The following is a 25,365-nucleotide window of genomic DNA, read 5'->3' as shown; positions in this document are numbered from 1 at the left end:
CTATCGCACCGCGCCCGGCGCGCGCGATCCGCCGCCGGTCAAAAGCGAACGGGTGCCGAACACGCGCAGCAGCCGGTTTGTGTCGCGATCGAGCGTGTCCTGCAGCGCGGTCGCCTGCGTCGCATCGGCCACCGCCTTCTGCGCGTCGAGTTCGGCCTGCTGAGCGGTCGCGGTTGCCATCGCCTGGCGGCGCTGAGACGAGCCGCTGAACATCGAGCCGCCCATGCGGTGCCTCCTATGCTGAGGCTCGCACCATCATGCGCTCAGCCGGCAGCCGCACCGCACACCTACCAGTCGACGATCTCGGCCCCCTCGGCTAGGCACGCGCGGAAGAGCGCATCGGGGCGCAGCGGCCGGCGCGACAGCCCGAGCAGATGCGCCATCGCCGGGACGCACCAGAACCCCAGCCGCATCCAAGGGGCTCGCCCCTCCGCCGGCTTCATCGCCAGCGTGACGTTCCCGGCGCGCAGCTCCGCAATCCGCTCATCCGAACCAGGGCAGTCCGGCATGACCGCGACGCGCGTCCGGTTCATCGTCACCTCGTAGACCAGCCACGCGCGTTGATCCGGCACCCAGCCGAACGCGAGCACATGCGCAAACCGGCCGGCCGCAAGCCACCCCACCCACCGCCGATCGGTGTGCTCGGTGAAAATCAGGAACCACATGTCGGGTTCGAGCCCGATCCGCCCGCTATCGCCCGCCATCAGGACACCCGCCGAAGCGAGCGGCGCCCCTGGTATGCTTTCACCGGCGCCGAGGGGCGGTTCGCTGGCCGGTCGCGCCCGGTCATCACCGACCCTTCGCCCGCGCCGAGCAGCAGGTATTGCAGCGCGTCCGCGATGTCGGAATAGCGATCCTTGACCGGCTCGACCTTCTGGAAATCGCCCTTCTTGAAGTGATAGCCGCCGGCCATCGCCATCTTCAGCGCGCGGCAGCCCGGCGACAGCAGGAAGCGCGGCATGCCGTCCCGCATCCCGTTCAGCACGAACTCGACCGCCCCGATGCGGGTCTGGATGTTGTTCGAGGGCACCGGCGCCGCAGTGACGCGCATGCCGTGATCGGCGAACACGTCATAGGCCGTCGCCTCGTCAGACTGCACCTTGTCGTTACCCTTCGGGTCACCGAAGAGCTTCAGCCGGCCGGCCGATACCGCGCGCACGAGATCGGCATTCGTTTCGCCATCCAGCAGACCCGGGCAGTTTTCCACCAGCCACCGCCGCACCCGCGGCGCGAACACGCTGGCGCCCTGGTCAATGCCGACGAGCTCACCGATGATCTGCCAGCGGTCATTGATGATCTGCCCGATCACCGCCGCCGGCCGGCGCCCGAAATCCAGCCCGACATAGACCGGCCAGTTCGGATTGTAGCGCAGCGCCTCCTTCGCGACGTGCGTCTCCTCGACGAACATGGGCCAGACCGGCGAGCCATCGATTGGCGCCGTGATCCGGTTCATGATGCGCGAGTCGATCCAGCGCTTGGTCTTGCCCTTGATCGTTTCGAGATAGAGCGCGCGCCCGTTGATCTTCGGGATCCAGCGCAGGTTTTCCGCCGCTGGGTTCAGGTCGTAATCGACGACCGTCTTGCCGTCCGGCCCGAATTTCTCGACCAGCCCGGTCGGCTGCACGAAGTAATCCCAGCCCTCCGGCCACTCGTATTGCCGGCGCTCGTCCTCCGGCATGTCGTCCGGCAGCGGCACCTCGCCCGTCATCATGACGACCCAGTTGTCCTCGGACGGCGCGTTCATATCGCCGAAGATGCCGCTCCAAGTCGCGCCGCCATCCTTGATCGCCGGATAGTAGCCCGCGCGCGATTCCGCCTCGTCGAACAGCTCCTTCGGGATGTATTCGAGCTCGTTGAACCAGATGCCGGTCCACTCCGTCGAGCGCAGCTTCGACACGTCCTCCGGCTTGTCGAGCGCGATGAAGATCACCTCGCAATGCACCTCGCCCTTGCGCATCGTGTGCACCATGGGCTTCGACCAGACGAACCGGCCGAATTCTTTCTCCGGGAACCAGGCGAGCCACGTCTTGACGGTCGACTGCTGCAAATCGGGATAGGTGTTGCGGACGATCGCCCAGCGCGTGCGCCGCGCGCCGTCCGGCCCAGGCGCCTGCTGGCAGGCCCGCCGCCAAATCTCCTGACAGCACATCGACGACGTGCCCGAGCGGATCGGCCCTCGAATGATCCGCACGCGCGCATCCGACAACATGAACCCGCGCAGCACCTTCCCATCGGGCCGATAGATCACGCGGCCGTGCTCGTCGCGCTCGATCTTCGGCGGTAGCGTCAGGAGTTCGTCGTCAGCTGTGGTCATAGGCGATCCAGCGCGTGGAGCCGGAAATGCTCCGCGATCCAGAGCGCGTCCTTGCGGCTCATCTCACTCGATCGAACGATGAGTTCCTCGCTGTCCTTCGCAAACCCGACGATGACGACAGTCTCCCAATCGTATTGAGCGGCGCCCTGAAGCGCCTGTTCTGGCGTCAGGTCCGTCCGCGCCCAGGCCGTGGGGTGGCTGATCACATTGTCCGTCATGCCGCCGTCCCGCCGCTCGGGCTGGGCACAGGGCGCGGCTTCGGCCGCGGGAACGCGATCACGTTGTCCGGCCAGGAGATGCCGTTACCCATCGGTCGGCACCGGACGAACTGCCCCGCCGTCGCGGCTCGACCGCTCATAGCCCGCCGCAAAATTGAGGAGAGCCGCAGCAAATGCCAGCGCATTCCGCTTATCGAGAATGACAGGCACGACATTGGACCCAACCACTCCGCGTCCTGTGTCTACCTCCAGCACCACGCAGGCGCCGCGAGGCTCACCGTCACGAATGGTCACGAATGGTTCACGCATGGTCAACTTCCCTTTCCTGCCGGCTGACCATCCGGCCCCAGCACCGGCGGGGGCTTCTCCTCCGCAGGCGCGCTCGTCTGCTGCTGCACAGGCGCCGCCGCCGATTGCGCGCGCAGGCCCGCCATGTACGCGTCCCACGCCTCGGTCGCGCGCCTCTGCTTCACAAGTTCGGATGAGGTCGGCATCAGAAATTCCAGAATTTGGAGACGTCGAACGGCCGAAAACACCGCCGATCCGCCGGCGCAGCGTGTGGCACCACCGGCCCCAGATCGCGCTCGGGCATGATGTAGCGGCCATCTCGCACGATCACGCCCCGCATCGCACAACGACAAAGGGGCTCGCCGTTCCGCGGGCCGATGCAGTTGCAAGCTTGGACGCCTCCAACATTCGCGCTCGCCGACTGCCTCCGCACATCTGACCAATCGTCGATCATCTCAGCCTCCCGAAATGTTCTGGGCGGGGAAAATCTGGCGGCCACACCCCGGATGTTCCGGCCCAATCGCTCACTCGTCAGCAGCCAAGGCCACGCGCGCCGGCTGGAACACCGCCCGGTTCACCGCCATGAAACCCTGCTCGATCGACGTCCGGCCGATCGCCAGCCACCGCTTGTCGATGTCAGGCTGCTCCGCCAGCACATCCAGCGCGCGCAGCACCTGCTCATCGAGCCGCTTGTTCAGGTTCACGCGCTCGACATTCACCTCCGACTGCGGGCGATACCCCGCGACCGGCAACCCACCATGCTGTCCCATCGTCATCTCCCAAAATGTCCGAGACCAAAAAAAACCACCCCAGACCCCGGATGTCTCAGGCGGAAATTGCGTGTGGGGGGTAGGACATCACTCATCGCGCGCCCATTTTCCCCCCGCCCGGCCCTGAACGATCGCGCGCAGGATTCGAGGGGGTGGCCTCGATCCGAAACGCGAGCGGGCTGGCACGCTGCAGTGCAGCGGATAGCCGATCGGCGCGTGTTACCCGTCGACATCGGTAACATCCTCTCGCGATATCAACGGCTTAGCCTGATCTGCACTGCGATTTGTGATCGCACGAGGGCCTTCAGCATCGCCTCGAAGGTCGATCACATAGCCCGCGATGACGTTCTGACCGCCGTTGATGGTGATCCCGCCCTGCTTCTCGTCACCGTCGAGCTGCCTGGCCGCTTCGAGCGCTACCTTGGCGAGCGCCGCAGGCGCGTCGGGCTGCACACCTCGATCACGGAGCGTCCGGCGCAAGAGAATGTTGCGCGCTCTTTCGCTCTCGTTGAGCACCTCAATCTCGCTGAAATAGTGCTTCCTGAACTCGGGATAGCGCATGAGGCGTCGAGCTCTGGTTAGGAGCAGCCCGGCAGAACGGGCAGCATCCTCGAACTTCTCGCCTTCGATGAGGAGGTCGACGAAGCGCTTGACGCGAGGGACATCGAGGACGGTCGGTGAGCGTCCTGGAACGGTCAGAGGCTTCGATGAGCGGTATTCCATTCTCTGCCTTCGCTGCCGCTCGGCTCCCTCGCTAATCGCTCGGTACCGAGAAGAGGAACGAGCGCGGGCGAGGCTGTGGGCGCGAGGAAGGTGGCTCAGGTGGTGACGGCGAGCACCGCACAGAGGGTTTTCCTCGCGCGCGCACGCGGACACGCGGTAACATTATCTCTTGTCTATCAATGGGTTGGGCATTGTCTCAGCATGTGCGCTTGTTGGCCGCGAGGTGGTGACGAAGCGCCGATGTGCGGTGCTTGACACGAAATCGATGCGTTAGAGATCGTAACACAATGGCAGGGCGTCAGACCGAGGCTGCGGCGGCGATGAAACGCCATGTGATGAGCCTGCTGAGGCGTGGCCTAGTCTCTCAGGCCGAGGCTGCGCAGATCGGCCGGGTGAGCCTGATGACGGTCTGGCGATGGTGCAAGCAGGCTCGGGTTGATCCTGATGCCGCCCGATCAGCCCGCATCGCCGCGATGATGACCGCTGCCGAGCGGGTCACGGCTGGTCATGGTGTCCGCGACGACATCCAGCCCGAGCACCACCCTCGCACCGGCCCGAGCAAGGCGACGCTGCGCAAGCAGGCGGAGTGGGCTATGCGTCGCGCTGACCAGCCTGAGGCTTCGAGCTTGGCTGAAACTCAGGAATGACCCGCTGCAGCTGCTGATGCGCGCGGAAGGAGCGGAGGCTTTCGGCCGCGAGCTCATCTCGCTCTTGGATCAGGCGCTCCTCACGGGCTCGCTCGGCCGGGCCAGGCTGGCGCGCTATCACCACGCCGGCCATGATCAGCACGAACAGCGCAATCAGCGAAAAGACGACTCGATCGATCACGGCTTCCCCTGCAGCGACATCTTCGAGCGGAGCATCCACGCCTCTTGCTCGCGCTTCCAGTCGCTATCCTGCTGCATCAAGCAGCTGGAGAAGGCCTCGGTTCCTCGCTGAAACCCGAACTGCTCGCAGCGGGTGGCATGGCCTGCATCACGCTCCTGCTGGCTGACGCAAGCGGAGAGGGTGAAAGCGATGGCGATCAGAATGGCGACGCGCATGGCCGCGGAGATTGGCTCAGCCCGCGGCGCCGGTCAACGCGCGGGCGATGATCCTGGCAATTTCGGTGGCCTCCGCCTCGGTCCAGCGCTTCATCTCGAAGCGCCTCAGCTCGGCCTCCTCGACGTAGAGATAGATCGCTCGGCCGCGAGCATCGACGATCTGGATGCTCTCGCAGACTTTGTGGATCTTGAGCGGCAGGCTGTAAGGCGTGCTCATGCGCAAAGAAAAGCCCGACCGAAGAGGCCGGGCAAGTGGGAGGAACATCGCGAGGGGCGACGGTCAGACTGTGGCGGAGGCAGGCTTGGCGGGCACCGCACACCGCGTCCGCTTCGTCGCGGCCTTCTCCTTCCGGTGCTTCTCCCAGCGGGCGAGAGCAGCCTTCCGAGCATTCGCGCGCCGCTGCTTCCCAGTCGTTCGACACTTCCAGATCGCTTGCCCTTTTTTCCCGCGCTCTGACATCACGTTGAGCGGGCTTGCTTTTTTCGATGCGCGGCTGGGCCGTGCATGCGTCGCCAGCTCCAGCCCGAGCGCCCCGAGCATCAGCGGCAGGCTTTCCCGCCCGATCGAGCGCGCATTCTTCGCGGTCGGGTTCGTCAGCATGGCCTCGATCTTGGCCGTGTAACCGTCTGGCAGGCCCGCGCGCGCATCGACGGACAACTGCGACATCCCGAGCGAGATGCGCCGCGCCCGCATGGCGGCGATCAGCGCCTCGTAGGTAGTGAAGGTGGCCGTCTCAGACATCGGCGAGCTCGCGCGTCGGCTGCAGCAGCGCGGTCAGCGTCGAGATGTCGGTCTGCTGCTCGACGAGCGGCTCGAACTGCGTCGAAATCCAGCCGATCGAAGCCGTGATGCCGCCGGCCGTCTGCACCTCGTCGATCTCCCAGAACGACAGATAGACGTGACCGATATCGCCGCCGAGCACTCCGCCACTGCCTGGCTTGACGTGCTTGATCGTCAGCACCTCCCCCATCATCGGGATTCGGTTGGGCAACCCGCAGCGCAGTTCCTCCCACCCGTCATCGACACACACGCACCGGACGCCCGGTGCCGCCCAGCTATTCGCCATGGTCTTGCTCCTGGTATGCGTCCGGCCCGAGCGATACCGCCTCGGCCGTCCCGCCCTGGTCCTGCTGCTCGCGCCGCTCTTTCATCGCCGCAATCTGCTGGCGCAGAGCTAGACTCATCGGCCGGCTATCCATGATGCCGTGGCGTTCGAGCTCCTCGCGCATGCCGCGCATCGAGATCTCGCGGCCCTTCGCGGCGGCACGCTTCACGCGCTCCTCGTCATCGTCATCGTTGCCCTTGCCAATGCTCGCAGCGAGCTCGCGCAGGCCACGCGCAACCCTCTCGCGCTCGTCCTCGGTCGGGTCGTGTCGGATCTCAGCGTTGAGGATGCGATCGATCTGCTCCTGCTCGTCCTTGTGCGGCTGGATCAGCGCCTCGCAGCGGCTGGCGATGTCGGCCGGCGTGGGCGCGAAGGTGGTCGATCCCCCTGCCCTGCCCTCGAGGAAGGCGCGGCACACCTGCGCCACAGCCCATTCCGGGAAGCGAGACAGTGCCGACCGATACATCGCCACGATCTGCACCGGGTCGCTGTTGTCGTGCGACGGCATGACCGACCGCAGCGACGCGATCATGGTTCCGATCGCCGCCGACGAGGCTGGGATCAGCGCGTCCGCCAGAGCCCGGCGCCGGCCCGCCAGAAACGCCCGATGCTCAGTGGTCGGAGCGACTTGGCTCGACATCGATGATCGGGCCAGCGGATTCTCGTTCCAGTCCAGAGCGTTCGAATAGCGAACCAGGATCTCGCGCTCGGCGACTGTCGCCACGGCCGGCGCGGTGTTCGTTCGGTGCGTGGTAGGCAGGTTGTTCATTCAGTGCCTCCTCGGCGAAAGAGCGGGCGAGATCGGAATACGAGGGCCGGGCAGGACGGGGCGGCGCCCGGGTCTGCGACCGCCCCGCCTCACGCCGCAGCCAGCCGGTGAAGGTCAGATCCCAGTCGGCTTTCCGAGCGACGGCGCGATTTCGGTTGGCTCCGGCCCATTCCCGCATCGCCTCGGCCTGCTGCTCGACGAACCGGCGATCATGGCCCATGGCGAAATGCTTGTCGGATGGCCGCCAGTCGTCCGGCAGCGCGCAGCCGCGGTCGCGCCGGGGAGCCGAGGGTGTGGGGGGATTAAGGGGGGTATGGGTAGGGGTCTGGGGAAGGGAAAGGGGGGAAACGGGGGGAGAGGGAGTTGCGTCTTGTTCAGGCGCCTTATTCAGACGGTTTTCAGACGCTTTAAGACGCTCTTTCCTGGCCTCGTAATAGCGAGCGTTCCGGTCCTGTCGCTTCGTCCGCACCGGCTCGACTGCCTGCGCACCGGCTAACATCGCGTCGATGTCCTCGACGACCGCGAGGATGCTGTCGGCATCCATACCGGCGGCCCGAAGCTTCGCGACGATCGTGCGGATGTCGCTCATTCGGGCCTCGCGAGATGCTTGCGCTCGAAATCTGCGATGTAGAGAGGCAGCCCGTCAGGGTTGAAGCCTTTGGCGAGGGCACGAGCGATGGCAAGCGTGTCCCAGTCTAGGGCAGCCTCACGAATAGCGGCGCGGGCCACAGCCGGCAGCGTATCGAACGCCGCCATGACGATGGCACAATCCGGCTTCGGATTGGTCGGATGGTTGCCAGTGCTTCCGCCATTCCCGCTCATCGACCCGCTGCCTCCCGCATGGCGCGCCGGATGCCCTGCCGCATGTAGTTGGCTGCCTGATCCTGATCGCGCGGCGTGCATGGCGCGCTGATGGAGAGGCGGCCTGCTCCCCACGCCCAGGAGATCGTCAAGTGCTTGCGCTTGATGACCTCGACGCCCTCGCAGCCGAGCTCGCGCAGATAGTCCAGCGTCGCAGCGACATGTTTGCCGATGCGGCGCGGATTCTTGATCGGCTCGACGACAATCCGGCTCATCGGTCTTGCCCGAGGTGAGCGGCGATAGCTTCGCAGGCGAGCGTCTCAGGCTTCACACCCTGCGCCTTGGCCGCGAACACCAGCTCGTCATAGACCGCCGGCAGCAGCTTCAGCGCGATCGTCTGCCGCGCATGGACATGGCGAGGCGCTGCGCCGCCAGCCAGTGCGATTGCAGACACGCGATTGGGCGTGATCCCGAACTGCTCCGCGATGTCCTTGAGCGGCACGTGGGCCTTGAACATCTCGACGATCTTCTTGCGGTTCTCGCCGGTCATCGCGCCACCTTCAGGTCAGCGGACGGCTTGACGGTGAAGCGGTCGATCGGCGCGGCGCCTTCGACCTCGATCATGCAGCGCTCGGACGCGACAGGGCACGCCTCATAGACCCGGAGCACGCGACCGCGGCGGCCGTCCGGCAACGCCACGGTCAGATCAAGCAGGGGATGGACGGTCGGGGCCTTCATGCGGCCACCGTGTCGAACTTGGTCGACTGATTGCCCCAGGTCGCCCAGCCGTCCCGCGACTGCCGCGCGAAGATCTCGCAGTGCGGGCCGGGAATGCGGGCTTCGATTTCCTGATGCAGGTTGAGCGGCTTGCGGCTGTGCTCGCGGCGCGGCTCGATCCACACGCCGGAGAACGGCCGCCCCTTGATCGAGGCGGGCTTGCCGGCCTTCAAGATCACGACGTATTCGGCGTTGCCCATGACCTCCAGGCCGGTGCCGCGGGCGATCGAGGAGGCATAGACGAACATGCCGTCCTCGTTGTTCCAGAGCTTGATCCAAGGGATCATCGACGAGTAGCGAAGCCGCCATGCCTTCGCGATCTCAGGCACGCGGTGGATCAGCGGCGCAGTGATCCAGAGAAAGACGCGGCCGCCCTCTGGCAGCAGCAGCTTGCGCACCGGCAGGGCCTTGATCTCGTCGAGCGTCATCCGCTGATAGTGCTGAGGCCGCGATTTAGTGCCGGCCGAGAACTTCCATGGCGGGTCGATCACCACGCTCTGGAAGGCGCCGGCCGGGAGCGGGGCGAACGGCCACTCCATCACACCAGCCCCGTTTCCACACCAAAGCGCGCGATCAGGGCTGCCTCAGCGCGTCCGTGGTCTTTCTTCCGCTCGAACAGGCCTTGCCCCGGCCAAAAGCGGAGCGCCAGCGCGCGGGCCTCTTCCTTGTCGGCGCTCAGCCGGAAATGCTTCTTCCAGCGGCCGGGCGCTGCAAGGTGCATGGGGATGCTAAGCGCTGCGATGACGCCAATCGCTTGCCCATAGGCCATTCCGAATTTGAAGGTGCTCGACACTCCTTGCTTAGGCATCGCCGACACCTGCTCGACTATCGCAGCCGCCGGCTGCATCAGGCGCAGCTTGGCGGCAAGCGTGACGGGATCGAGTGCCCCACCAACCGTTGGCACATCCTCGGCAGCGACCACAGATGGGCTGTCAGGCCAGAAAAATGCGATGGCGCCGGACGAGCCGGGGTCCACGCCGAGGATGCACCGACCTGCCATGTCAGGCTGTCTCCCCGACCGCCTGCAGGTACAGGTCGAGGATCGACTCCTCCTCCTTGCGCTCGTTCAGATCGCGCTTGCGGAGCGCGACGACCTTGCGCAGCACCTTCACGTCGTAGCCGTTGCCCTTGGCCTCGGCGTAGACCTCCTTGATGTCGTCGGCGATCGTCTTCTTTTCTTCCTCGAGCCGCTCGATGCGCTCGACGATGCTCTTGAGCTGATCGCCCGCAACCGGATCGTCCATGTCAGTCCCTCGTGATGATCTGGCGGAGGCGCCGCCACACGCGCAGCCACCTTTCGGCAGCCTTCTCGTTGCGCTCGGCACGCCAGAGCGCGAAGTCAGCGGCCAGCGACCTAACCCAGCCCACGGCGGGCCTCGTCGATCTCGGCTCGGATGGATTCGAGGCGGTCAGCGATCGCGCTGGCCTTGGCCTCCTGGCGAAACGTCGGCCACCAGTTCGGCCGCGCGCTGCCCATGATCGCTTCGAGCATCGCCAGCCCGGCGTCGGAGCGCAGCAGCTCGGCGAGCGCATCCGCCGACATGCCGGTCTGCTGGCCGAGCCAGTATTCGGCCGCCCGATGCGTAGTGCCGGCGCGGGCGGCGAGATGACGGGCCGTCTTGTTGGGCCACAGCCGCCGTGCGACAGCCGAAACCGCCTCGACAACGGGGAGACCGCTGCGCTCGAAGCCGAAAGACGCTACTGCGCCGCCGGGATAACTTCCACTCATCGAATACGCCTTGGATTGGAGTTCAAATGCCCTCGCAGCCGATCACTGCAGAAGATCTAGGAGCCGCCCTCGCCGGCTTTGCGCTCAGCTTCGCGGCCGTCATCATGTCGCCGCACCATCAGACGACCGACGAGGTTCTGGAGGCCCTGGCGAACGAGCTGCACGAGCTGAAGGCCGGCATGACGAAGCACGGCGATACGGGAACGCCTGCGGCAGAAGCACTCGGTGTAGCCGGCGACATGCTCATGGCGAGCGAGACGCGCCGAGGCTGACCGGCGCTCGCGCATAGCCTCGGCGAGGGGAGCGTAGCGGTTCATGCCGCGGCTCCCTCGGACTCTCGCCTCGGCAGGGGATGGGGCCAAAGGTCGGGGCGGAGGCGCCAGCGCGGCACTTGTCCGCCTGTCGCACGCTCGATAGCCACCGAATCCTCAGCGGACGGCTCGTACTGGCCATTGGCCAAAAACGAGATGTGCTGCTGAGAGCGCCCGATCGCGGCGGCCAGCTTCGCTTGGCTGCCCACGATCTTCACCGCGTCCGCGATCGTGTCTTTGCTCATACCATCCAGCTAGTCACAAGCTAGCTAGATAGTCAACAGGAAGATTGTTGGACCTGCCCACAAGAGAAATGGTAATCTTTGCGCTATGGGTATTGACCACATGCGGTTTGCGGCACTTCGCCGTCAAAAATTCAGCAGCCAAGGCGCACTTGCCGAAGAGGCGGGCGTTAGCCAGCAGCTCATAGGTCAGATCGAGCGGGGAGAAGTGGAGTCTTCGAAGAAGCTGGGTCAGATCGCGCGAGCCCTCGGCGTTGATCCTGGCGAACTCGACGAGCAATTCGTCTCGGCGGCCGAGATCATCCCCAAGCGGTCGCTCCTGCCGGAAGTCGGCCGAGCCCGCATGCCAGTGTATGCGGCAGCCGAGGGCGGACCGGGGGAGATCATCATCACGACCGATGCGATCGAGTATTCCGCGTGGCCCGAGCCGCTCCAGCACGTCAAGGAGGGCTACGGCATCCTGCTTACCGGCGAGTCGATGGTGCCGGCCTACCGCCCCGGCGATACCGCGCTCGTCAATCCGAAGCTGCCGCCAATGTCTGGCGAGGAGCACATTTTCTACGCGCAAGACCCGCTTTCGGGAAACGCGCTCGCCACGATCAAGACGCTGAGGCGCGCCCGACAAGACGCTTGGGAGGTCGAGCAGTTCAACCCGTCTCGCACATTCGAGTTGCCGCGGGCTGCCTGGTCGATCTGTCACCGCGTGGTCGGGAAATATAACCGGCGATGAGCACCATGCTTGATTGGGTCGAGATCGATCGGCAGGCCGTCGCTAAAGCCAGCGCATACGCACCGCCGCCGCCGATGGACCCGATACACGCTGGTGTTGTCGGGATGTTCGCCGGGCTGGCTCGGCTCAGCGAAGACCGGATCGCGCTTCCCCTATTCATCTGCGCGGCAGCTGGGTTCGCCCTCCCCTACCTTTTCATGAGGTCCATCAAGCGCGCCCACTATGCCGCCGTCGTGCGCGAGCGGGATAATCTGGCAAAATCACTATCTAGCTAGTTGACAACCTAGATAGTGAATAGTAGCGTCTCCCCATCACAGGAGAGACGCCATGTACGCCGTCACCTACCAATGCGACTGCCTCCCGCTCTGCCCCGAGATCCGCGGCGCTGACATCCAGTTCAGCGGCGACCTCGATCTGAACGGCCATCCGTCAGGCGAGTGGACGATCGCCGATATCTGGGTTCGCACCGAGATCATGCCGCCGGTCGGGTTTCGCCCGCTGGTCAGCAAGGAGCGCCTGACGCGCTCGCACCCACTCTATGTGCTGATCGAGAAGGCGGCGCGCGCCCACGACAAGCGCACCGGGCTCATCACCATCCAGGTCAGCGACGAGCTGCGCGGCGCCGACAAGGCTGCCGCTGCCGATCATCGCCGGATGATGGCGGCGGAGTGATGGCGATGAACCGCACGCTCTTCGTCCCGCCGCGCCAGCCCGAGCCCGTCTGGACCGTCGACCGCATCGGCGACGCCATGGCCGCTCTGACCCTAGTCATCGGCGGCGCCTGCCTCGTGGCGCTCGCAACCCTTTTCTGACCCCTCACCCGAAAGACGCTCTCATGGCAACCAAGCGCTCGAAATCCGCCGAAACGCCCGTCCCGCCCGAGGTCATCCAGTCCATCAAGGGCTTCGAAAGCGACCTGTCCTGCCGCGGCTACAAGTTCGAGGTCGGGAAGACGTTCGAGGTCAGCGGCAAGATCAAAGCCTGCTCGAACGGCTTCCACGCCTGCCCAGTCGACGAGCACCCGCTGTCGGTGTTCGAGTTCTACCCGCCGTCCGGCAACCGCTTCTTCCTCGTCGACCAGGCCGGCGACATGGACAAGCGCGAGACCAAGCTGGCGTCGGCCAAGATCACCATCGGTGTTGAGCTATCGCTGGGCGACCTGACGAAGCGCGCCATCGACTGGGTGTTCTCGCGGGCCAACTGGAAAGACGGCCCGGTCGCGGCTGGCGAGAATGAAGGCGCCACGGCGAGCGGCACTCGGGGCGCGGCCACGGCGAGCGGCGATCAGGGCGCGGCCACGGCGAGCGGCGATCAGGGCGCGGCCACGGCGAGCGGCGATCAGGGCGCGGCCACGGCGAGCGGCTATCAGGGCGCGGCCACGGCGAGCGGCACTCGGGGCGCGGCCACGGCGAGCGGCGATCAGGGCGCGGCCACGGCGAGCGGCTATCTCGGGAAGGTCAGCGGGAAGGACGGCAGCGCCCTGTTCCTTGTCGAGCGCGAAAGCTGGGATGGGCCGGTCCTGGACGTCTGGGCCGGCGTTGTCGGCCGTGACGGCATCAAGGCCGATACCTTTTACACGCTGAAGTCCGGCAAGCCGGTGGAGGCCGCGTCGTGACCGGTGCCCCGATCAGCCCCGAACTCGGCCTGTATCTCATCGCGGCCGTTCCCGTCGTCTGGGCGCTGCTGTCGCTGTTCGCCCGCGCCAACCGGGAGGGCAGGGGGTGAGTATCCTTTCCGACGACGCCGCGCGCTTCCACAACCGGCTGCGCATTCTGCTCAACATTGAGCCGCACGAGTTCGATGCCGCCGGGCTGACGCTCGATCAGTGGCGCGACTTCGACGCCGATCCCTACCGCTTCTTCATCCGCGCAGGCGATGCCACGGCCGCCCGCATCTGGTCGATTGTCGAGAAGCGCGAAGCCAGGAGGGCGGCGTGACCATGCAAGCCGGCCTGCACTTCGACGTGACCGCCTCCGCCTATCACGCGGACCCGGCGCCCGAGCCGTCGATGTCCTCGTCGATCGCAAAGGTGCTGCTCGATCAGAGCCCGCGTCATGCGTGGCTCCAGCATCCCCGGCTGAACGTCGACATCCCGGCGGAGAGCGACCCGACGCGCGCCAAGGAGATCGGCACGGCCGTTCACAAGCTGGCGCTCGGCCGAGGCGGTGAGGTTGTCGTGATCGACGCCGCCGACTTCAAGGGCGGCGCGGCCAAGACGGCGCGCGCCGCAGCCTATGCGGCCGGATCGTGCCCGATCCTGAAGCCCGACTATGAGCAAGCCCAGGCCATCGCCGAGGCGGTGGCCAGCCAACTTGCTCAGATCGGCGATTGCGAGGGCTTCGCCGCAGCCGCGCCCGAGGTGGTCGGCATCTCGCACGACCCGACCGGCGCGTGGCTGCGCTGCATGATCGACAAGCTGGAGGAGCGCGAGAACGGCGCGATCCTGTGGGATCTGAAAACCGGCGACACGAGCGCCGAACCGTCCACGCTCGGCCGGCGGATCGCGAACATGGGCTACGAGGTACAGGCGGCGCTTTACGAGCGCGTTGTCTCGACGATCCGGCCCGACCTCGCCGGGCGGCTCCGCTTCCGCTGGGTGTTCGTCGAGAACGAAGCGCCGCATCTGATCACCGTCGCCGAGCTCGACAATGCCGGGCTGGAGATCGGCCGCAAGAAGGTCGCGGCCGCGCTCGCTCTCTGGAACCGCTGCCGCCGCGAGAACGACTGGCCCGGCTATCCGGCCTCCGTCGTCATCGCCGAATACCCGCCCTTCGCCGAAAGCGCCTGGCTCGCGCGCGAGATCGCCGACGAGTCGATCCGCGACAACGGCCTCGACCCCTTCCTGATGCGCGCGCCGTGGCAGCCCCCGAGCAAACCACGCGAGATGCTGGAGATCATCGCCCCATGACGTTCACCTTCGCCCCCGCCGAGACGTTCACGGAACGCGCCGGCCTCTTCGTCTCGCTCACCGGCGGCACGAACAGCGGCAAGACGTTCTCCGCGCTGCGACTCGCCCGCGGCATCGCCGGACCGAACGGCAAGATAGCTGTGCTCGACACGGAGGGCGGCCGCACGCTGCACCTGAAGGACGAGTTCCGCTTCGACGCGAACGTGATGGACCCGCCATTCCGGCCCGAGCGCTTCGCCGAGGCTGCGAAGTCCGCCGAGGACGCGGGCTATGCCGCGCTCGTCATCGACAGCTTCAGCATGGAGTGGGTCGGGATCGGCGGCGTCCTCGATTGGCAGGCGCAGGAAATCCAGCGCATGGCCGGCGACGATTACCGGAAGCAGGAGCGCATGAAGATGGCCTCCTGGATCAAGCCTAAGGGCGCGCACAAGGCCATGGTCTATTCGCTGCTACAGCGGCGGATCCCGATCATCTTCAGCATTCGCGGGGAGGAGAGCGTCAAGCCCGGCGCCAACCCCGGCGACAAGCCCACGAAGCTCTTCAAGTCGGTCACGAACAGCCAATTCCCTTACGAGGTGACGGTCTCGTTCCGGCTGGAAACCGAGCGCAAGGGTTATATCGATCTGTCGGACCCAAAGTCCTACAAGCTCGAAGGCTCCCACGAGGCTCTATTCCGGCACGGCGACCGCATCAGCGAGGAGCACGGAGCCGCGCTTGCCGCTTGGGCGACCGGGCAGCGCAATGTCGCGCGCCGCGATCCGCCCCAGGCGCCGCCGCGCGATGACGACTTTCCCGGCGATCGTCCATTCGACCGCGTTCAGCAGATCATCGACGACGCACGAGCCGCCGCGACGAACGGCCTCGCTGCCTACCAGCAGCACTTCGGCGCGCTCTCCCGCGAGGACAAGGCGCTGCTCGTTGACCAGGGCGAGCACGCGAAGAACAAGGCAGCCGCCGAGGTCGCCGACCAGCCCAGCGAAGGAGCGCAGTCATGAGCGCCCCCACCACCCCGCCGTTCTCGGATGGTTCTGGGAGCGCGAGGGGGCTGGTTGAGCCGCCATTCAGCCAACAGCGGTTCGACACCTTCGATCAGTGGGTTTCGCGCGCGTCGTCTTGGCTGACCCGGCACCCAGAGCACAACAACACCGAGCTCGGCGAAGAGAAGGGATGGCGTGGTCACCACTTCACAGCGATGTGCTTCGACACTCTGGGCAGGCGCTGTCGGAACGGCGGGGACATGATGCGCGCTCGCGATGAGGGCGCGTTCCCGGTCTGGTGGATTTGGCCGGACCAAATTGTCGAAATCGTGTCTCGCGCCTCCCTCGCCAAGCCCGCCTCGGAGCCTGTGGGCGACCAAGCCTTGCATGATGCCTTGGTCGCGCATTCTGAAAGCGAGACCGCCTCTGCCGCGCTGCTTGCCTCGGAGCCTGCGGGCGGCGGGGTGCTGTTCCCTCGGCTGACGGATGCGATGATCCGCGCCGCCTGCATGGCTCACTACGGGAGCGACGAGGTCGACGGTATCGCCATGACCGTGCGGAGCCACGACTACAACTTCCGGCAGGCTTTCAAGCGCATGTGGAAGGGCGCTCGCAAGGCCGCCCTGTCCTCTCCCGCGTCGTCACCCCCTGCCGAGGCGATGCATGGGCCGTTTGGTTATCTCGTCATCATCGAGGGTCTTGGTGAAGACGAATGGTATCTCCGCGACGATCCCGAGCCCGCATCCGGCTATATCTCGCTGCCGATGTTCACGAAGATCGACCCCTTCAAGCATTTGCCGGAAGGATCAGAAGAGCCTCGCCCTGCCGAGGCAGAAGCCTTGCCGGCTGGGGTGGAGGCGGTGGCTTCGGAGGACAAACGATGAGCGGGTCTGCGATCTTCGTGTTCGGCAGCAACTTGGCCGGTCGTCACGGCAAAGGTGCAGCGCTCTATGCGCGCCGGCATCATGGCGCGGTATATGGACAGGGCGTGGGCCTTCAAGGCCGCAGCTATGCCATTCCGACGAAGGACTACGACCTAGCCGTCCTGCCGCTCGATGTGATCGCTCGACATGTCGGGGCGTTCCTCGCTGTGGCCCGGATGATGTCGTCCGAGCAATTCCAACTCACGCCCATCGGCTGCGGCCTCGCCGGGTACAAGCCCGAGCAGATAGCACCACTGTTTCGCGACGCCCCGGCCAATGTGGCGCTGCCCCCCGAGTTCGCTGCAGCCCGCTCCGCCTCTGCACCAGCGCCGGAGGAGCGGACGTGAGCGGGTCTTACGCCAATTTCGACGAATGCGAGGCGGCCGACCTTGACCCGAAGGCCGTCGATCGCTTGGCCAAACGCCTTGGCCGTGCTGCTCGTGACGCTAAACGCCTGGGCCTCACGATATTCGGCGGATCGGGCCACGGGTCCCTCCGCATTCATGACCAAGGCGACCGCAATGGGGCGCTTATCGTGGGCGTGATCGAAGGCACAAATTGGGATGGCGGCGATGGCGGGAACTACCCGCATGCCGATGGCCTTTGGCGAGGAGAGCGCTGATGCCCATGACCCACGACGCACCAGCGCAGGCGAGCGGGGTGGAGGACAGGGCGAGCATCTTTTTCGAGGTGGCGACGCTCAATCAGCCGGTCGATGGGCAGTTCTACGCCGTCGTCAGGATCAACACCGATAACCGCATTGACGACGGCTGCGAAGGAGTTGTCGCCTCGCTGCATCAGACTTACCCCGAGGCCGCAGCAGCAGTTGAGCGATCCCGGGCCTGCCTCGCGACCCCTGCTGATGGAGGGCGGGATGGGTGATCGGCACTGGTCTTTCCCGTTCAAGACGCCGCGGTTTCGGCTGATCTTCACCTCGCCGTTCGTCTGGCGGAGGCGCTGGGAACGCGACTTGCCGCTTTCGTGGCGCATCCAGAGAGCCCGCGCCGCTCTCGCCTCCCACAGACAGGAGAAGAACCCCCATGGGTGAGCAGACAGATGCCGCGGTGCCGGGCTTGGAGGAGATCGCGCGGTTGATCTACCACGCCAAGCCTCGTCTCACGCCTTGGGAAGAATTGCCGCACGATTTCAAAAACCAGTATCGCAAGCCGGCCCGGAAGATTGCCGACCTCTTCGCCCCGATCCTGGCGGAGAAGGAGCGGGAGATTGAGCGCGCATGTGCAGACCATGCCAACGCGACGATCGGATGGGAGTGCGAACGAGGCCTCAGAGAAGCCGCAGAAGCCGCGCTCGCGGGGGAGAGGGAGCCACACGTCGAGATCAGGCGGAACGACGATGGCTTGATCGACGAGATGATAGCGAAAGGTGTCACGGTCCATCTTGAGCAGATGGAAGCGGGCGCCTGGTTTCTCGGGCTCGATGCTGGCGAGAAAACGTGGCAGTTCTGGCTTCGTGCGAAGAACGCCAAGACGCGCGTCGATATCTACCACGAGCAGTCAGCAGCCATCCGGGCGAAGGGGGAGTGAGATGGCGAGGCCGTCCCGCCCTGAGCCGAGCTGCCTGTATCCAGACGAGAAAGAGATCGCGCGCGTCGTGCTCGGACCGCGGGCGCCGGCTTGGCCTGGCGTGGCCTCGGTATGGGAAAAGGCCGGTTTACCCCGCGTCGATCCTCTGACCGGCGGTCGGTACTGGCCAGCCGTTCAAGCATTCCTCGACCGCCGATACAGTCTCGATGTCCCTGGCAGCGCTGTTGCTGCCGCTGATGGAGCGGAGAACCCGAACTATGACCAGCACTGGAAAAAGCGATGGCGCAAGGCCGCCAACGCCCGGCCTAAAGCGGATGAAACGACGTAACGGCCGCGAGGATCTTTATTGGGTCGCGGACGAGGACCTCGCCAAGGCTGGCTACACGCCGAAGACCGTCCGCATCTTTCACCAATGGCCTGACGACATCGAGAAGATTTCGCTGATCTGCATCAAGCAGACCGCAGAGATGATCGCATGGACACAGGGCGCTACTTCCGCAAAGACGCCCTTCGCCATGGGCAGCCTCGGCTTTCTTGCGCATCAGTTCGAGACCGATGAGGACAGCCCTTTCCACGAGCTGCGGGAATCGACCCAAGCTTTTTATCGGCACTCGCTGAAGAACGTCACCGGCTATGCAGGCGAGCGGCAGCTTGCCGCCGTGACCGGCCGCGATATCCGCAAATGGCACAAGACATGGATCGAGAAACATGGCCTTCGGGGGGCCTATGCGTGCATCCAGTCGATCCGCCGCATCATCCACTACGGCTGCGAAACCGGCGACGCCGCCTGCATCAAGATCGCGGCTATGGTCGAGCGCATGGAGTTCAAGGCACCAGGGCGTCGCACGAACCGCCCGACGTTCGAAATGATCCAGGCTTTCGGACCAAAGGCGCTGGAGGAAAAACGGCCATCTCAGGAGCTCGCGCTGCTGCTGCAGTTCGAGCTTTCGCTTCGGCAGAAGGACGTGATAGGCGAGTGGGTGAAGGCTGGCGACGGCTCGCGTCAAGGCATCATGGACGGTCAGTGGCGCTGGCAGTGGGGCTTGCTCTGGTCGCATATCGATGACGACTGGCTGCTGAAGAAGCCGACCAGCAAATCAAACGGCAGCCGCATCGCCGAGCACGATCTGAAGAGCTACCCTGCCCTGCTCGCCCTGCTCCAGGCTGTGCCGCGCGAGAAGCGCGTTGGCCCGGTCATCATCGATGAGAAGGCTGGGAAGCCCTATCGCGCAGCCCACTTCTCTCGCACGTTCCGCAAGATTGCTCGCAAGGCCGGATGGCCCGATGACGTGTGGAATATGGACAGCCGAGCTGGCGCGGTATCGGAAGCGTTTGAAGCTGGCGCCGCCGCTGCCGACGTGATGACGACAGCCACCCATACCCAGATGTCGACGACGATGATCTACAACCGCGGGAAGGTCGTTCAGTCGGCCCGCGTCGCCGAGCTGCGGCAGGCCAAGCGCTTGGAGAAACAAGCCGGAAACAAAACCGGGTAACACGACCCGGTAACAAGTGGCGCTCAAAATGAGCTAAGTGTTGGCGCGCCCGAAAGGATTCGAACCTCTGACCCTCAGATTCGTAGTCTGAGGTCTGCGTGAAACGTAGTATATCGGGATGCATCGGGTTGCAAGTAGGCGGCTGAAATTGTAGGGTGACCCTCAGTTTTTGTTACTGAGAGCGATTGATTTCAATCGCGGCGAGTTACCCCATGGCTTACCCAGCATGAAGCTCCACCTCACGAAAACGACCGTCGCCGGACTCGCGCTGCCCGAGGGAAAATCGGAGGTCACCTTCTTCGACACAAAGCTGCCCGGCTTTGGTCTTCGGATCCGAGCCGGCGGCAAGCGCAGCTGGATAGCGCTGTATCGCCGCGACGGCCGGCTTGTGAAGCTCACGTTGGCGAATGCCGATGCATTGGCGCCCGAGCCCGCGCGCGAGTTTGCGCGCCGCGAGATAGCAAAGGGGATCGCCAGCGATATAGATCCGCGGCAGGAAAAGAAGAAGCGCCGCCGTCTGGCGAGCGAAACCCTGGGCGGCTTGGTCGATGCCTATTTGACGGCGCTGCAGGAAAAGGTAGAGCGCGGAGAACGGCGCCAGAGGTATTTCACTGAGATCGACCGCCATCTCCGCATCCACTGCAAGCCGCTGCATTCCACGTCGTACCACCTGCTCGAACCATCGGAGATTTCGGCCCGGCTCAAGCGCATCCGTGACGAGGTTGGCGCCGTCACCGCCAACCGTGTCCGCTCCAGCCTCAGCTCCATGTTCGCCTGGGCGATGAAGAATGACGGCTTGGCCAAGCATAATCCGGTGCTCCACACGGCACCGCCACTTGAGGAAGAGGCATCTCGCGAACGTGTCCTGACAGACAGGGAAATCGCAGAAATCTGGCAGCACTCCGGGCCGGGAGATTACGGCGCGATCGTGCGGCTGCTCCTCCTTTTCGGTGCCCGCCGCGATGAGGTAGGCGGCATGTGCTGGTCGGAAATCGATAGCGAGGCAGGCGTGTGGACGATCCCGGCGGCACGCGCGAAGAATAAGGTGGCCTGCGCCCTGCCAGCCTCGCGGCTGGCTTTGGGCGAAATCGAGGCTGTCACGCGCAGGGATGGTCGGGATCTCCTGTTCGGCGCGCGCGAGCGGGCCTTCTCGGGCTGGTCGAAAGCCAAGGCTGAGCTCGATCAGCGTATTATCGACGCCCGTCAGAAGGCAGCGGAGCAGGCTGGTGGCGTCACGCGCCCTCTAAATCCTTGGCGACTTCATGATCTGCGGCGCACGATGTCGACCGTCATGAACGAGCACCTCGACGTCCTTCCGCACATCGCCGATGTCTGCCTGAACCATGTTACGGGCCGGAAAAAGGGCTCTTCGGCCGTCTACAACCGGGCGGATTACATGCGGCAGAAGCGGGAAGCCCTGGCAGCTTGGGGCGAGTACGTCGCGAAGCTGGTCGAGCCTCGCAATGAGGACTGACGACGAGGCGCTCGAATATCTGAAGAGGCGTGGTCTTGAGCCCGGAGTGGTAGCTATCATTCGGGCTCTACTGAAGGCGCAGCCTGTTCAATTTCCAGGATCCGTGGGCGCTGTAGTTTCGGCAGCCGGGCGTGATCGACGGGAGCGAGACAGCCGCCAAAACCAGTGCGTTTTAGCTGCTATCAAATTGATTTATCCAGCGGGCGTCCCCCCAGACATTCTGGCGGCAAAACTGGCTCGCGAGGTAACGGACAAGATTCAACGTAGCGCCGGACAGCCTTGGCACATTTCGGTTCACGAGGACACAGTAAATTCGCGGGTAGAGCAGTACCTGGCGAAGCTTCGCGCTTAGTTCGCTATCTTCCCTAACTCCCCCCTCCCCCAATTCCGCGCAGACGGGCAGTCTCAACGTCATAGCAGGAGCACCTAAGCACCTGCCGTGCGGAGATTGCAATGAACTATCAGTCCTCCCCCGAAAGAGAGAAGCTATCGGTTCGGCTGAGCGTAGAGCATCATCGAAGAATTCTAACCACGGAAGAGGCTGCTAAATTCTGCGGCTATTCAACCTCCCGGTGGCGTTATCTTTATGGGGCCGGCCTCGCACCTTCGCCGCTGAAGCTTTCGGCTCGAAAAAACGGTTGGAAGATCGAGGCACTTGAAGCCTGGCTCGACTCCAAGGCGAGCGCCTGACGATGGCCGGCTATCGCACCGATCCCGATACGGGCGAGCGGCTCTATCTCGACGACGAACCGCAGGCAGATCAGTCCGACCAGCCTCTCCCGCGCCCCGAAGCGCCGCGCCACGGCTGGGTCGGCAACTTCCTTGGCGGGCGTTCCGATGATCTGCCGTTTCGCGTGACCGTGCGGCCCCCCGCCGGGCGCCGTCGTGTGTATCGCCGCAAGTCGCTGCGTCGGTGACGCCATGGACGAGCGCGAGCCCCATCACCTCCTCGTCGAGCGTCTCATCAACGAGGCCCGCCTTGCCGGCGCGCTTTACGAGCTCAAGCGCCAGCTCGCGGCCATCGATGGCCGCCCGGCGCCCGATCCCGAAACCACCATTCAACCGCGGCCGCCGCGCCGCAAGCCCAAAGGAAAATGATGATGAAGGCGCTGACGGAAACCGAGCGAGCTGATCTGCTCGCCAAGATCGACGGGCTGAACCAGCGCGTCGTCGACCTGGAGCGCGAGGAGCGCGGCCACCGGGCAAGCATCCATTCGCTCGACGAGGACGTTGCGAACGGGAAGGCCGGCGCCAAGGCCGAGGCGATCAAGCTCGACGAGAAAGCGCGAGCCGCACGGCTGGAAATCGAGGCCTGCGAGCGGGCGTCGGAGGCGGCGCAGCGTCGATACAAAGAAGACGAGCCCTTCCGAGATGCCGAGCGTGCGGCCGAGCGCAAGAAGCTGTGCCTCGCCGCGATCGAGGTCTCCCTGGGCAAAGCGAGGGCGGTCGACGAAGCGGCGCGATCCTTCGTGAAGGCGGTTCTCGATCACCAGGAATCGCTCAACAAGCCCATCGAATATGGCGTCGATCCGGCGGCGACCATGCGCCTCGCGCCTCAGTGGTGGTTCGACCATGCCCTGGTCGCCGCGGGCGCCAGCCGGTTCCGGCCGGACCTCCAGCGCAGCCCCAACGGGCCGAACACGGTCGAAGAATACACGCGGGAAAACCTGCGCTTCTGATCACCCGCCCCGGCCCTGGGCCGGGGCTTCTCCCTTCGAGACCCCCGATGCTGCTCCACAAGATCGAACGCCAGTTGGACGAGTGCGAGAGGCGAGCCGAGCTGCTCTGCGAGCGCCTCTCGTATGTTGCCGAGCTGGAGTACCGCATCGAGAAGACGGACGAGCACCGCGCGCTGAAGCTGGCCTATCTGCGCGACGAGCACCGCCGGCTCATCGACGAAATCCGCATGATGCTCGAAGCCGCGAGCCGCCTCGATGTCGATCGCGAGATGGCGCTGAATGGCGAGATCGACTGATGGACGCTCGCGCTCCAGACCTCTCGAAACTTCCAGCGCGCCACCTTCCCCCGATGCGTGCAGCCGACGACATCGAGCTCGTGCAGTTCCACAGTGATGCGACGTTCCGCCGAGCGCGCCATGTCTGGCTCACGGATGTGATGCGTCACGGCGATGCGCAGGTGCTCGCCGTTTGCTTCGCGCTGTCGAACTATCTCGGCTTCAGAAGCGGCGGCACCGCCTGGGTCGATCAGCACCGTCTCGCCGCTGACCTTGGCTGCGACGTGCGCACGGTCGGCCGCCGGATCCGCGAGGCCGTTGAAGCCGGATGGCTGACGACCCAGCGCCGGGCCAATTCGACCAGTATCTATCGCATGTCCCGCAGCCGCTCCGTGATGGCGTCCGTCGAGCTCGCGCACGAGAACCGTACCAAGGAATTTCAGATCGAGAGCGAGCGTCGACGCCTCGCCCGCGCGACCAATGGTTCGGACAGTTCTGCCGGAACCGTTCGGACAGATTTGCCGGATACGTTCGGACAAGAGTGTCTGAATGGTTCGGACACATCTGTCGGTCTATCCTCGGGAATATCCTCGGAGCCTGATCCAAGCATCCGATCCACGGAGAGGCTTGGCGAGGGGGAGCAGGATATAGGGGCAGGCGACGAACAAAAAAAAATGGACGAGGAAGTCGTTGCGATGCTCGGGCGCGGCGACATCGCGGAGGGCCGGCGGATCGCCAACGGCTTGCCCGAGGCCAAGCTGGCGTTCCTCGTCAGGACGGCGGAGCACGATGGCATGACGGCCGCTGGTCCGTACATCATGGAAGCCCGAAAGTCCGTTTGGCTACAGCGCTGAAATCGTTGAGCAACTCGGCCTGCGTGTCTGCGCGCGCCTGCGCACGCGCGAGGGCTCGGTCCTGAAGGCCTATACCGCTGCCAAATCAGGCCTTTCCCCCTCTCACGCGCCCGCGAGAGAAGCGGGCCTCCAGACGCATCCAATTGAGCATCAACGGTTTCCCCTTCGCGCGCGAGAGACAGGCTCGAAATGGGCGAATAGGTGGTGCTTCAGACGCGCGAGAGAGCGTGGAATATTCACGCGGCGGCTCGATCGGCACAGACCCTCTGATGCGAGATCAGCAGTTCATCGCCAGAAACCCCAATGAAATCGGGCACTCTCGCGGTCGGCATCCGGCCTGGGGCGGCTATGGGTAACAGCAGGCCGGCTTCGAGCACCCCCACCCCTTCGAGCCAGGGCGCCGGCCGCGGGCGGGCGGGGGGCAAAATCGCGCGCGCTTCCTGCTCGTCGTAACCCGCACGCGCCATCGACCCGCCAGAATGTCGGGGCCTCATTTTTTTGGGGCTGCGGACATTCGGAGGACGAGATGGCGCCACGACCGATGAGCGAGCGTGTGATCCATACCAAGCTCGAGCCGAGTTGCCTGTTCCCGGATGATGAAGAGCTCGGGCGGTTGATCATGGGGCCGAAGCGGGCGCACGAGTTCCCGGCGATTGCAAAGGCTGAGGAGAAGCGCGGCTTCCCACCCGTCAGCGCGATCTACGGCGGCCGGTATTGGCCTGCTGTCGTTGAGTTCTACCGCCATCGCTGGATGCAGCAGCAGGAAGAGGGGGACGCGGCAATGGTCGCGGCCGATGAGCGCAGCAAGGAGAATTGGGGCCTCATCGAATGGAAGGCTGAACAGGCAGCCCGGAAAGCGAAACGCGCCGCCGCAGCAGCCGCGAAGGGCAAGCCGATAAGCTGATCGACCTGTGCGTTGCGGGTCGGCGTCGGTGGTGGATGGTGGTCTCAACAAGGAGATCGCATCATGCCGTCACGCGCTTACACTTTCGACCTGCTTTATGTCCTGAAAGATGACGGAGCCGTCACCGCTTCCGCCGCGGCCCAGGTCGGCGGTTCGAACAAGATCCTCGATCTCGGCGGCGGTCTGATGGAGGCCACGATCGTCCTCAACATCGCCGCGATCGACGTGTCATCTGGAGACGAGCGCTACCTGATCCTGGCTCAGGGCTCGAACTCGCCGACCTTCGCCAACACGGTCGAGACGCTCGCAGCGGTGGACCTTGGCGCTGCCGGCGGTCGCGCGGGCGGCGGCGGTCTGCAGTCCTCGCCAACCGGGCAGCGCTTCCTCGGCATCGCGACCGAGGTGGGCGATACGGTCTACCGCTATCTGCGGCTCTATCACGTGATCTCCGGCACCACGCCCTCGATCAACTATACGGCGTTCCTCGCCAATCCGCCGGGTCGCTGAGGG

45 protein-coding genes are annotated in these 25,365 nt (G+C 65.0%); 25 read left to right on the top strand and 20 right to left on the bottom strand.

What is annotated here, in order from left to right:
- From ACOJTB_RS21465 to ACOJTB_RS21440, 6 genes are all read right to left on the bottom strand, one after another.
- Positions 1-225, bottom strand: a complete 225-nt coding sequence (locus ACOJTB_RS21465) for a hypothetical protein (RefSeq protein ID WP_420104555.1) — start codon at positions 223-225, stop codon at positions 1-3.
- Positions 226-287: 62 nt separating this feature from the next.
- Entirely contained in the window at positions 288-704 is a 417-nt protein-coding gene (locus tag ACOJTB_RS21460) for a hypothetical protein (RefSeq protein WP_420104554.1), read from the bottom strand.
- On the bottom strand, positions 704-2,314 hold the full coding sequence (locus tag ACOJTB_RS21455) for a hypothetical protein (protein ID WP_420104553.1): 1,611 nt from the start codon (positions 2,312-2,314) through the stop codon (positions 704-706). The genes ACOJTB_RS21460 and ACOJTB_RS21455 overlap by 1 nt, the downstream gene beginning before the upstream one ends.
- The gene (locus ACOJTB_RS21450; protein ID WP_420104552.1) at positions 2,311-2,532 is read right to left on the bottom strand and encodes a hypothetical protein; all 222 of its coding nucleotides are present in this window, start codon (positions 2,530-2,532) and stop codon (positions 2,311-2,313) included. Before ACOJTB_RS21450 ends, ACOJTB_RS21455 begins: the two co-directional genes overlap by 4 nt.
- Positions 2,533-3,344: 812 nt before the next feature.
- A complete protein-coding gene (locus ACOJTB_RS21445) occupies positions 3,345-3,596 on the bottom strand; it encodes an Acb2/Tad1 domain-containing protein (protein ID WP_420104551.1) in 252 nt (83 codons plus the stop codon).
- A 213-nt stretch (positions 3,597-3,809) separates the two neighbouring features.
- Positions 3,810-4,313, bottom strand: a complete 504-nt coding sequence (locus tag ACOJTB_RS21440; protein ID WP_420104550.1) for a hypothetical protein — start codon at positions 4,311-4,313, stop codon at positions 3,810-3,812.
- Positions 4,314-4,600: 287 nt separating this feature from the next.
- On the opposite strand from ACOJTB_RS21440, the gene ACOJTB_RS21435 reads away from it, so the two are divergent.
- Positions 4,601-4,960 carry a hypothetical protein gene (locus tag ACOJTB_RS21435; protein ID WP_420104549.1) on the top strand — a complete coding sequence of 120 codons (360 nt, stop codon included), beginning with the start codon at positions 4,601-4,603 and terminating at the stop codon, positions 4,958-4,960.
- Between the two features lie 177 nt (positions 4,961-5,137).
- On the opposite strand, the gene ACOJTB_RS21430 is transcribed toward ACOJTB_RS21435, so the two are convergent.
- The 13 genes from ACOJTB_RS21430 to ACOJTB_RS21370 all read right to left on the bottom strand — a co-directional run bounded on the left by ACOJTB_RS21430 (position 5,138) and on the right by ACOJTB_RS21370 (position 10,538).
- Positions 5,138-5,356: a hypothetical protein gene (locus ACOJTB_RS21430; protein WP_420104548.1), complete on the bottom strand. Its 219-nt coding sequence runs from the start codon at positions 5,354-5,356 to the stop codon at positions 5,138-5,140.
- Between the two features lie 16 nt (positions 5,357-5,372).
- Positions 5,373-5,573, bottom strand: a complete 201-nt coding sequence (locus ACOJTB_RS21425) for a hypothetical protein (RefSeq protein ID WP_420104547.1) — start codon at positions 5,571-5,573, stop codon at positions 5,373-5,375.
- Positions 5,574-5,636: 63 nt separating this feature from the next.
- A complete protein-coding gene (locus tag ACOJTB_RS21420; RefSeq protein WP_420104546.1) occupies positions 5,637-6,098 on the bottom strand; it encodes a helix-turn-helix domain-containing protein in 462 nt (153 codons plus the stop codon).
- Entirely contained in the window at positions 6,091-6,423 is a 333-nt protein-coding gene (locus ACOJTB_RS21415; RefSeq protein WP_420104545.1) for a hypothetical protein, read from the bottom strand. Before ACOJTB_RS21415 ends, ACOJTB_RS21420 begins: the two co-directional genes overlap by 8 nt.
- The gene (locus ACOJTB_RS21410; RefSeq protein WP_420104544.1) at positions 6,413-7,231 is read right to left on the bottom strand and encodes a hypothetical protein; all 819 of its coding nucleotides are present in this window, start codon (positions 7,229-7,231) and stop codon (positions 6,413-6,415) included. Before ACOJTB_RS21410 ends, ACOJTB_RS21415 begins: the two co-directional genes overlap by 11 nt.
- Before the next feature lie 585 nt (positions 7,232-7,816).
- Positions 7,817-8,053 (bottom strand): DUF6525 family protein, encoded by a 237-nt coding sequence (locus tag ACOJTB_RS21405; protein WP_420104543.1) that lies wholly within the window; start codon positions 8,051-8,053, stop codon positions 7,817-7,819.
- Positions 8,050-8,307, bottom strand: coding sequence for a hypothetical protein (locus ACOJTB_RS21400; RefSeq protein ID WP_420104542.1), 258 nt, complete (start codon positions 8,305-8,307; stop codon positions 8,050-8,052). The genes ACOJTB_RS21405 and ACOJTB_RS21400 overlap by 4 nt, the downstream gene beginning before the upstream one ends.
- The gene (locus ACOJTB_RS21395; protein WP_420104541.1) at positions 8,304-8,582 is read right to left on the bottom strand and encodes a hypothetical protein; all 279 of its coding nucleotides are present in this window, start codon (positions 8,580-8,582) and stop codon (positions 8,304-8,306) included. Before ACOJTB_RS21395 ends, ACOJTB_RS21400 begins: the two co-directional genes overlap by 4 nt.
- Complete coding sequence (locus tag ACOJTB_RS21390; RefSeq protein WP_420104540.1) at positions 8,579-8,770, bottom strand: hypothetical protein; 192 nt, start codon at positions 8,768-8,770, stop codon at positions 8,579-8,581. The genes ACOJTB_RS21395 and ACOJTB_RS21390 overlap by 4 nt, the downstream gene beginning before the upstream one ends.
- Entirely contained in the window at positions 8,767-9,303 is a 537-nt protein-coding gene (locus tag ACOJTB_RS21385) for an MT-A70 family methyltransferase (protein ID WP_420104539.1), read from the bottom strand. The genes ACOJTB_RS21390 and ACOJTB_RS21385 overlap by 4 nt, the downstream gene beginning before the upstream one ends.
- A 44-nt stretch (positions 9,304-9,347) precedes the next feature.
- Entirely contained in the window at positions 9,348-9,809 is a 462-nt protein-coding gene (locus tag ACOJTB_RS21380) for a RuvC family protein (protein WP_420104538.1), read from the bottom strand.
- 1 nt (position 9,810) lies between these two features.
- Positions 9,811-10,053, bottom strand: a complete 243-nt coding sequence (locus tag ACOJTB_RS21375) for a DUF2312 domain-containing protein (protein ID WP_420104537.1) — start codon at positions 10,051-10,053, stop codon at positions 9,811-9,813.
- Between the two features lie 110 nt (positions 10,054-10,163).
- Positions 10,164-10,538: a hypothetical protein gene (locus ACOJTB_RS21370; protein WP_420104536.1), complete on the bottom strand. Its 375-nt coding sequence runs from the start codon at positions 10,536-10,538 to the stop codon at positions 10,164-10,166.
- Positions 10,539-10,564: 26 nt separating this feature from the next.
- Between ACOJTB_RS21370 and ACOJTB_RS21365 the strand changes: the two genes are divergently transcribed.
- On the top strand, positions 10,565-10,810 hold the full coding sequence (locus ACOJTB_RS21365) for a hypothetical protein (protein ID WP_420104535.1): 246 nt from the start codon (positions 10,565-10,567) through the stop codon (positions 10,808-10,810).
- Positions 10,811-10,851: 41 nt separating this feature from the next.
- On the opposite strand, the gene ACOJTB_RS21360 is transcribed toward ACOJTB_RS21365, so the two are convergent.
- Entirely contained in the window at positions 10,852-11,094 is a 243-nt protein-coding gene (locus ACOJTB_RS21360) for a transcriptional regulator (protein WP_420104534.1), read from the bottom strand.
- Between the two features lie 85 nt (positions 11,095-11,179).
- On the opposite strand from ACOJTB_RS21360, the gene ACOJTB_RS21355 reads away from it, so the two are divergent.
- The 23 genes from ACOJTB_RS21355 (at position 11,180) to ACOJTB_RS21245 (ending at position 25,362) form a co-directional block, all read left to right on the top strand.
- Positions 11,180-11,821, top strand: a complete 642-nt coding sequence (locus ACOJTB_RS21355) for a helix-turn-helix domain-containing protein (RefSeq protein WP_420104533.1) — start codon at positions 11,180-11,182, stop codon at positions 11,819-11,821.
- The gene (locus ACOJTB_RS21350; protein WP_420104532.1) at positions 11,818-12,096 is read left to right on the top strand and encodes a hypothetical protein; all 279 of its coding nucleotides are present in this window, start codon (positions 11,818-11,820) and stop codon (positions 12,094-12,096) included. The genes ACOJTB_RS21355 and ACOJTB_RS21350 overlap by 4 nt, the downstream gene beginning before the upstream one ends.
- 52 nt (positions 12,097-12,148) lie before the next feature.
- Positions 12,149-12,493 (top strand): hypothetical protein, encoded by a 345-nt coding sequence (locus ACOJTB_RS21345; RefSeq protein WP_420104531.1) that lies wholly within the window; start codon positions 12,149-12,151, stop codon positions 12,491-12,493.
- Positions 12,494-12,498: 5 nt separating this feature from the next.
- Entirely contained in the window at positions 12,499-12,633 is a 135-nt protein-coding gene (locus tag ACOJTB_RS21340) for a hypothetical protein (protein WP_420104530.1), read from the top strand.
- A 23-nt stretch (positions 12,634-12,656) separates the two neighbouring features.
- Positions 12,657-13,436: a DUF7666 domain-containing protein gene (locus ACOJTB_RS21335; RefSeq protein WP_420104529.1), complete on the top strand. Its 780-nt coding sequence runs from the start codon at positions 12,657-12,659 to the stop codon at positions 13,434-13,436.
- A gap of 106 nt (positions 13,437-13,542) precedes the next feature.
- Positions 13,543-13,758 carry a hypothetical protein gene (locus ACOJTB_RS21330; RefSeq protein WP_420104528.1) on the top strand — a complete coding sequence of 72 codons (216 nt, stop codon included), beginning with the start codon at positions 13,543-13,545 and terminating at the stop codon, positions 13,756-13,758.
- A gap of 2 nt (positions 13,759-13,760) precedes the next feature.
- A complete protein-coding gene (locus tag ACOJTB_RS21325; RefSeq protein ID WP_420104592.1) occupies positions 13,761-14,729 on the top strand; it encodes a PD-(D/E)XK nuclease-like domain-containing protein in 969 nt (322 codons plus the stop codon).
- Positions 14,678-15,724: a DEAD/DEAH box helicase family protein gene (locus ACOJTB_RS21320; protein ID WP_420104527.1), complete on the top strand. Its 1,047-nt coding sequence runs from the start codon at positions 14,678-14,680 to the stop codon at positions 15,722-15,724. The genes ACOJTB_RS21325 and ACOJTB_RS21320 overlap by 52 nt, the downstream gene beginning before the upstream one ends.
- The gene (locus ACOJTB_RS21315) at positions 15,721-16,590 is read left to right on the top strand and encodes a hypothetical protein (RefSeq protein WP_420104526.1); all 870 of its coding nucleotides are present in this window, start codon (positions 15,721-15,723) and stop codon (positions 16,588-16,590) included. Before ACOJTB_RS21320 ends, ACOJTB_RS21315 begins: the two co-directional genes overlap by 4 nt.
- The gene (locus ACOJTB_RS21310; protein WP_420104525.1) at positions 16,587-16,976 is read left to right on the top strand and encodes an A1S_2505 family phage non-structural protein; all 390 of its coding nucleotides are present in this window, start codon (positions 16,587-16,589) and stop codon (positions 16,974-16,976) included. Before ACOJTB_RS21315 ends, ACOJTB_RS21310 begins: the two co-directional genes overlap by 4 nt.
- On the top strand, positions 16,973-17,251 hold the full coding sequence (locus ACOJTB_RS21305; RefSeq protein WP_420104524.1) for a hypothetical protein: 279 nt from the start codon (positions 16,973-16,975) through the stop codon (positions 17,249-17,251). The genes ACOJTB_RS21310 and ACOJTB_RS21305 overlap by 4 nt, the downstream gene beginning before the upstream one ends.
- Positions 17,251-17,511, top strand: a complete 261-nt coding sequence (locus tag ACOJTB_RS21300) for a hypothetical protein (RefSeq protein WP_420104523.1) — start codon at positions 17,251-17,253, stop codon at positions 17,509-17,511. The genes ACOJTB_RS21305 and ACOJTB_RS21300 overlap by 1 nt, the downstream gene beginning before the upstream one ends.
- Before the next feature lie 158 nt (positions 17,512-17,669).
- Positions 17,670-18,173 (top strand): hypothetical protein, encoded by a 504-nt coding sequence (locus ACOJTB_RS21295; RefSeq protein WP_420104522.1) that lies wholly within the window; start codon positions 17,670-17,672, stop codon positions 18,171-18,173.
- 206 nt (positions 18,174-18,379) lie between these two features.
- On the top strand, positions 18,380-19,669 hold the full coding sequence (locus ACOJTB_RS21290; RefSeq protein WP_420104521.1) for an integrase: 1,290 nt from the start codon (positions 18,380-18,382) through the stop codon (positions 19,667-19,669).
- A 226-nt stretch (positions 19,670-19,895) separates the two neighbouring features.
- Positions 19,896-21,143 carry a tyrosine-type recombinase/integrase gene (locus tag ACOJTB_RS21285; protein ID WP_420104520.1) on the top strand — a complete coding sequence of 416 codons (1,248 nt, stop codon included), beginning with the start codon at positions 19,896-19,898 and terminating at the stop codon, positions 21,141-21,143.
- A 453-nt stretch (positions 21,144-21,596) separates the two neighbouring features.
- Positions 21,597-21,833, top strand: a complete 237-nt coding sequence (locus ACOJTB_RS21280) for a helix-turn-helix transcriptional regulator (RefSeq protein ID WP_420104519.1) — start codon at positions 21,597-21,599, stop codon at positions 21,831-21,833.
- Positions 21,834-21,835: 2 nt separating this feature from the next.
- Complete coding sequence (locus ACOJTB_RS21275) at positions 21,836-22,060, top strand: hypothetical protein (protein WP_420104518.1); 225 nt, start codon at positions 21,836-21,838, stop codon at positions 22,058-22,060.
- Between the two features lie 4 nt (positions 22,061-22,064).
- Positions 22,065-22,241: a hypothetical protein gene (locus ACOJTB_RS21270; RefSeq protein ID WP_420104517.1), complete on the top strand. Its 177-nt coding sequence runs from the start codon at positions 22,065-22,067 to the stop codon at positions 22,239-22,241.
- A 2-nt stretch (positions 22,242-22,243) separates the two neighbouring features.
- The gene (locus tag ACOJTB_RS21265; RefSeq protein WP_420104516.1) at positions 22,244-22,822 is read left to right on the top strand and encodes a hypothetical protein; all 579 of its coding nucleotides are present in this window, start codon (positions 22,244-22,246) and stop codon (positions 22,820-22,822) included.
- 47 nt (positions 22,823-22,869) lie between these two features.
- The gene (locus ACOJTB_RS21260) at positions 22,870-23,118 is read left to right on the top strand and encodes a hypothetical protein (protein ID WP_420104515.1); all 249 of its coding nucleotides are present in this window, start codon (positions 22,870-22,872) and stop codon (positions 23,116-23,118) included.
- Positions 23,118-23,951 carry a helix-turn-helix domain-containing protein gene (locus tag ACOJTB_RS21255; RefSeq protein WP_420104514.1) on the top strand — a complete coding sequence of 278 codons (834 nt, stop codon included), beginning with the start codon at positions 23,118-23,120 and terminating at the stop codon, positions 23,949-23,951. Before ACOJTB_RS21260 ends, ACOJTB_RS21255 begins: the two co-directional genes overlap by 1 nt.
- A 541-nt stretch (positions 23,952-24,492) precedes the next feature.
- Positions 24,493-24,855: a hypothetical protein gene (locus tag ACOJTB_RS21250; protein WP_420104513.1), complete on the top strand. Its 363-nt coding sequence runs from the start codon at positions 24,493-24,495 to the stop codon at positions 24,853-24,855.
- 63 nt (positions 24,856-24,918) lie between these two features.
- Entirely contained in the window at positions 24,919-25,362 is a 444-nt protein-coding gene (locus tag ACOJTB_RS21245) for a hypothetical protein (RefSeq protein WP_420104512.1), read from the top strand.
- The last annotated feature ends 3 nt before the right edge of the window (positions 25,363-25,365 follow it).

The organism is Allobosea sp., assembly GCF_048595345.1.
In the GTDB taxonomy this organism is placed as follows: Bacteria; Pseudomonadota; Alphaproteobacteria; order Rhizobiales; family Beijerinckiaceae; genus Allobosea.
The sequence above is the reverse complement of the archived record's forward strand: the minus strand, read 5'-3'. Positions and strand labels throughout refer to the sequence as shown.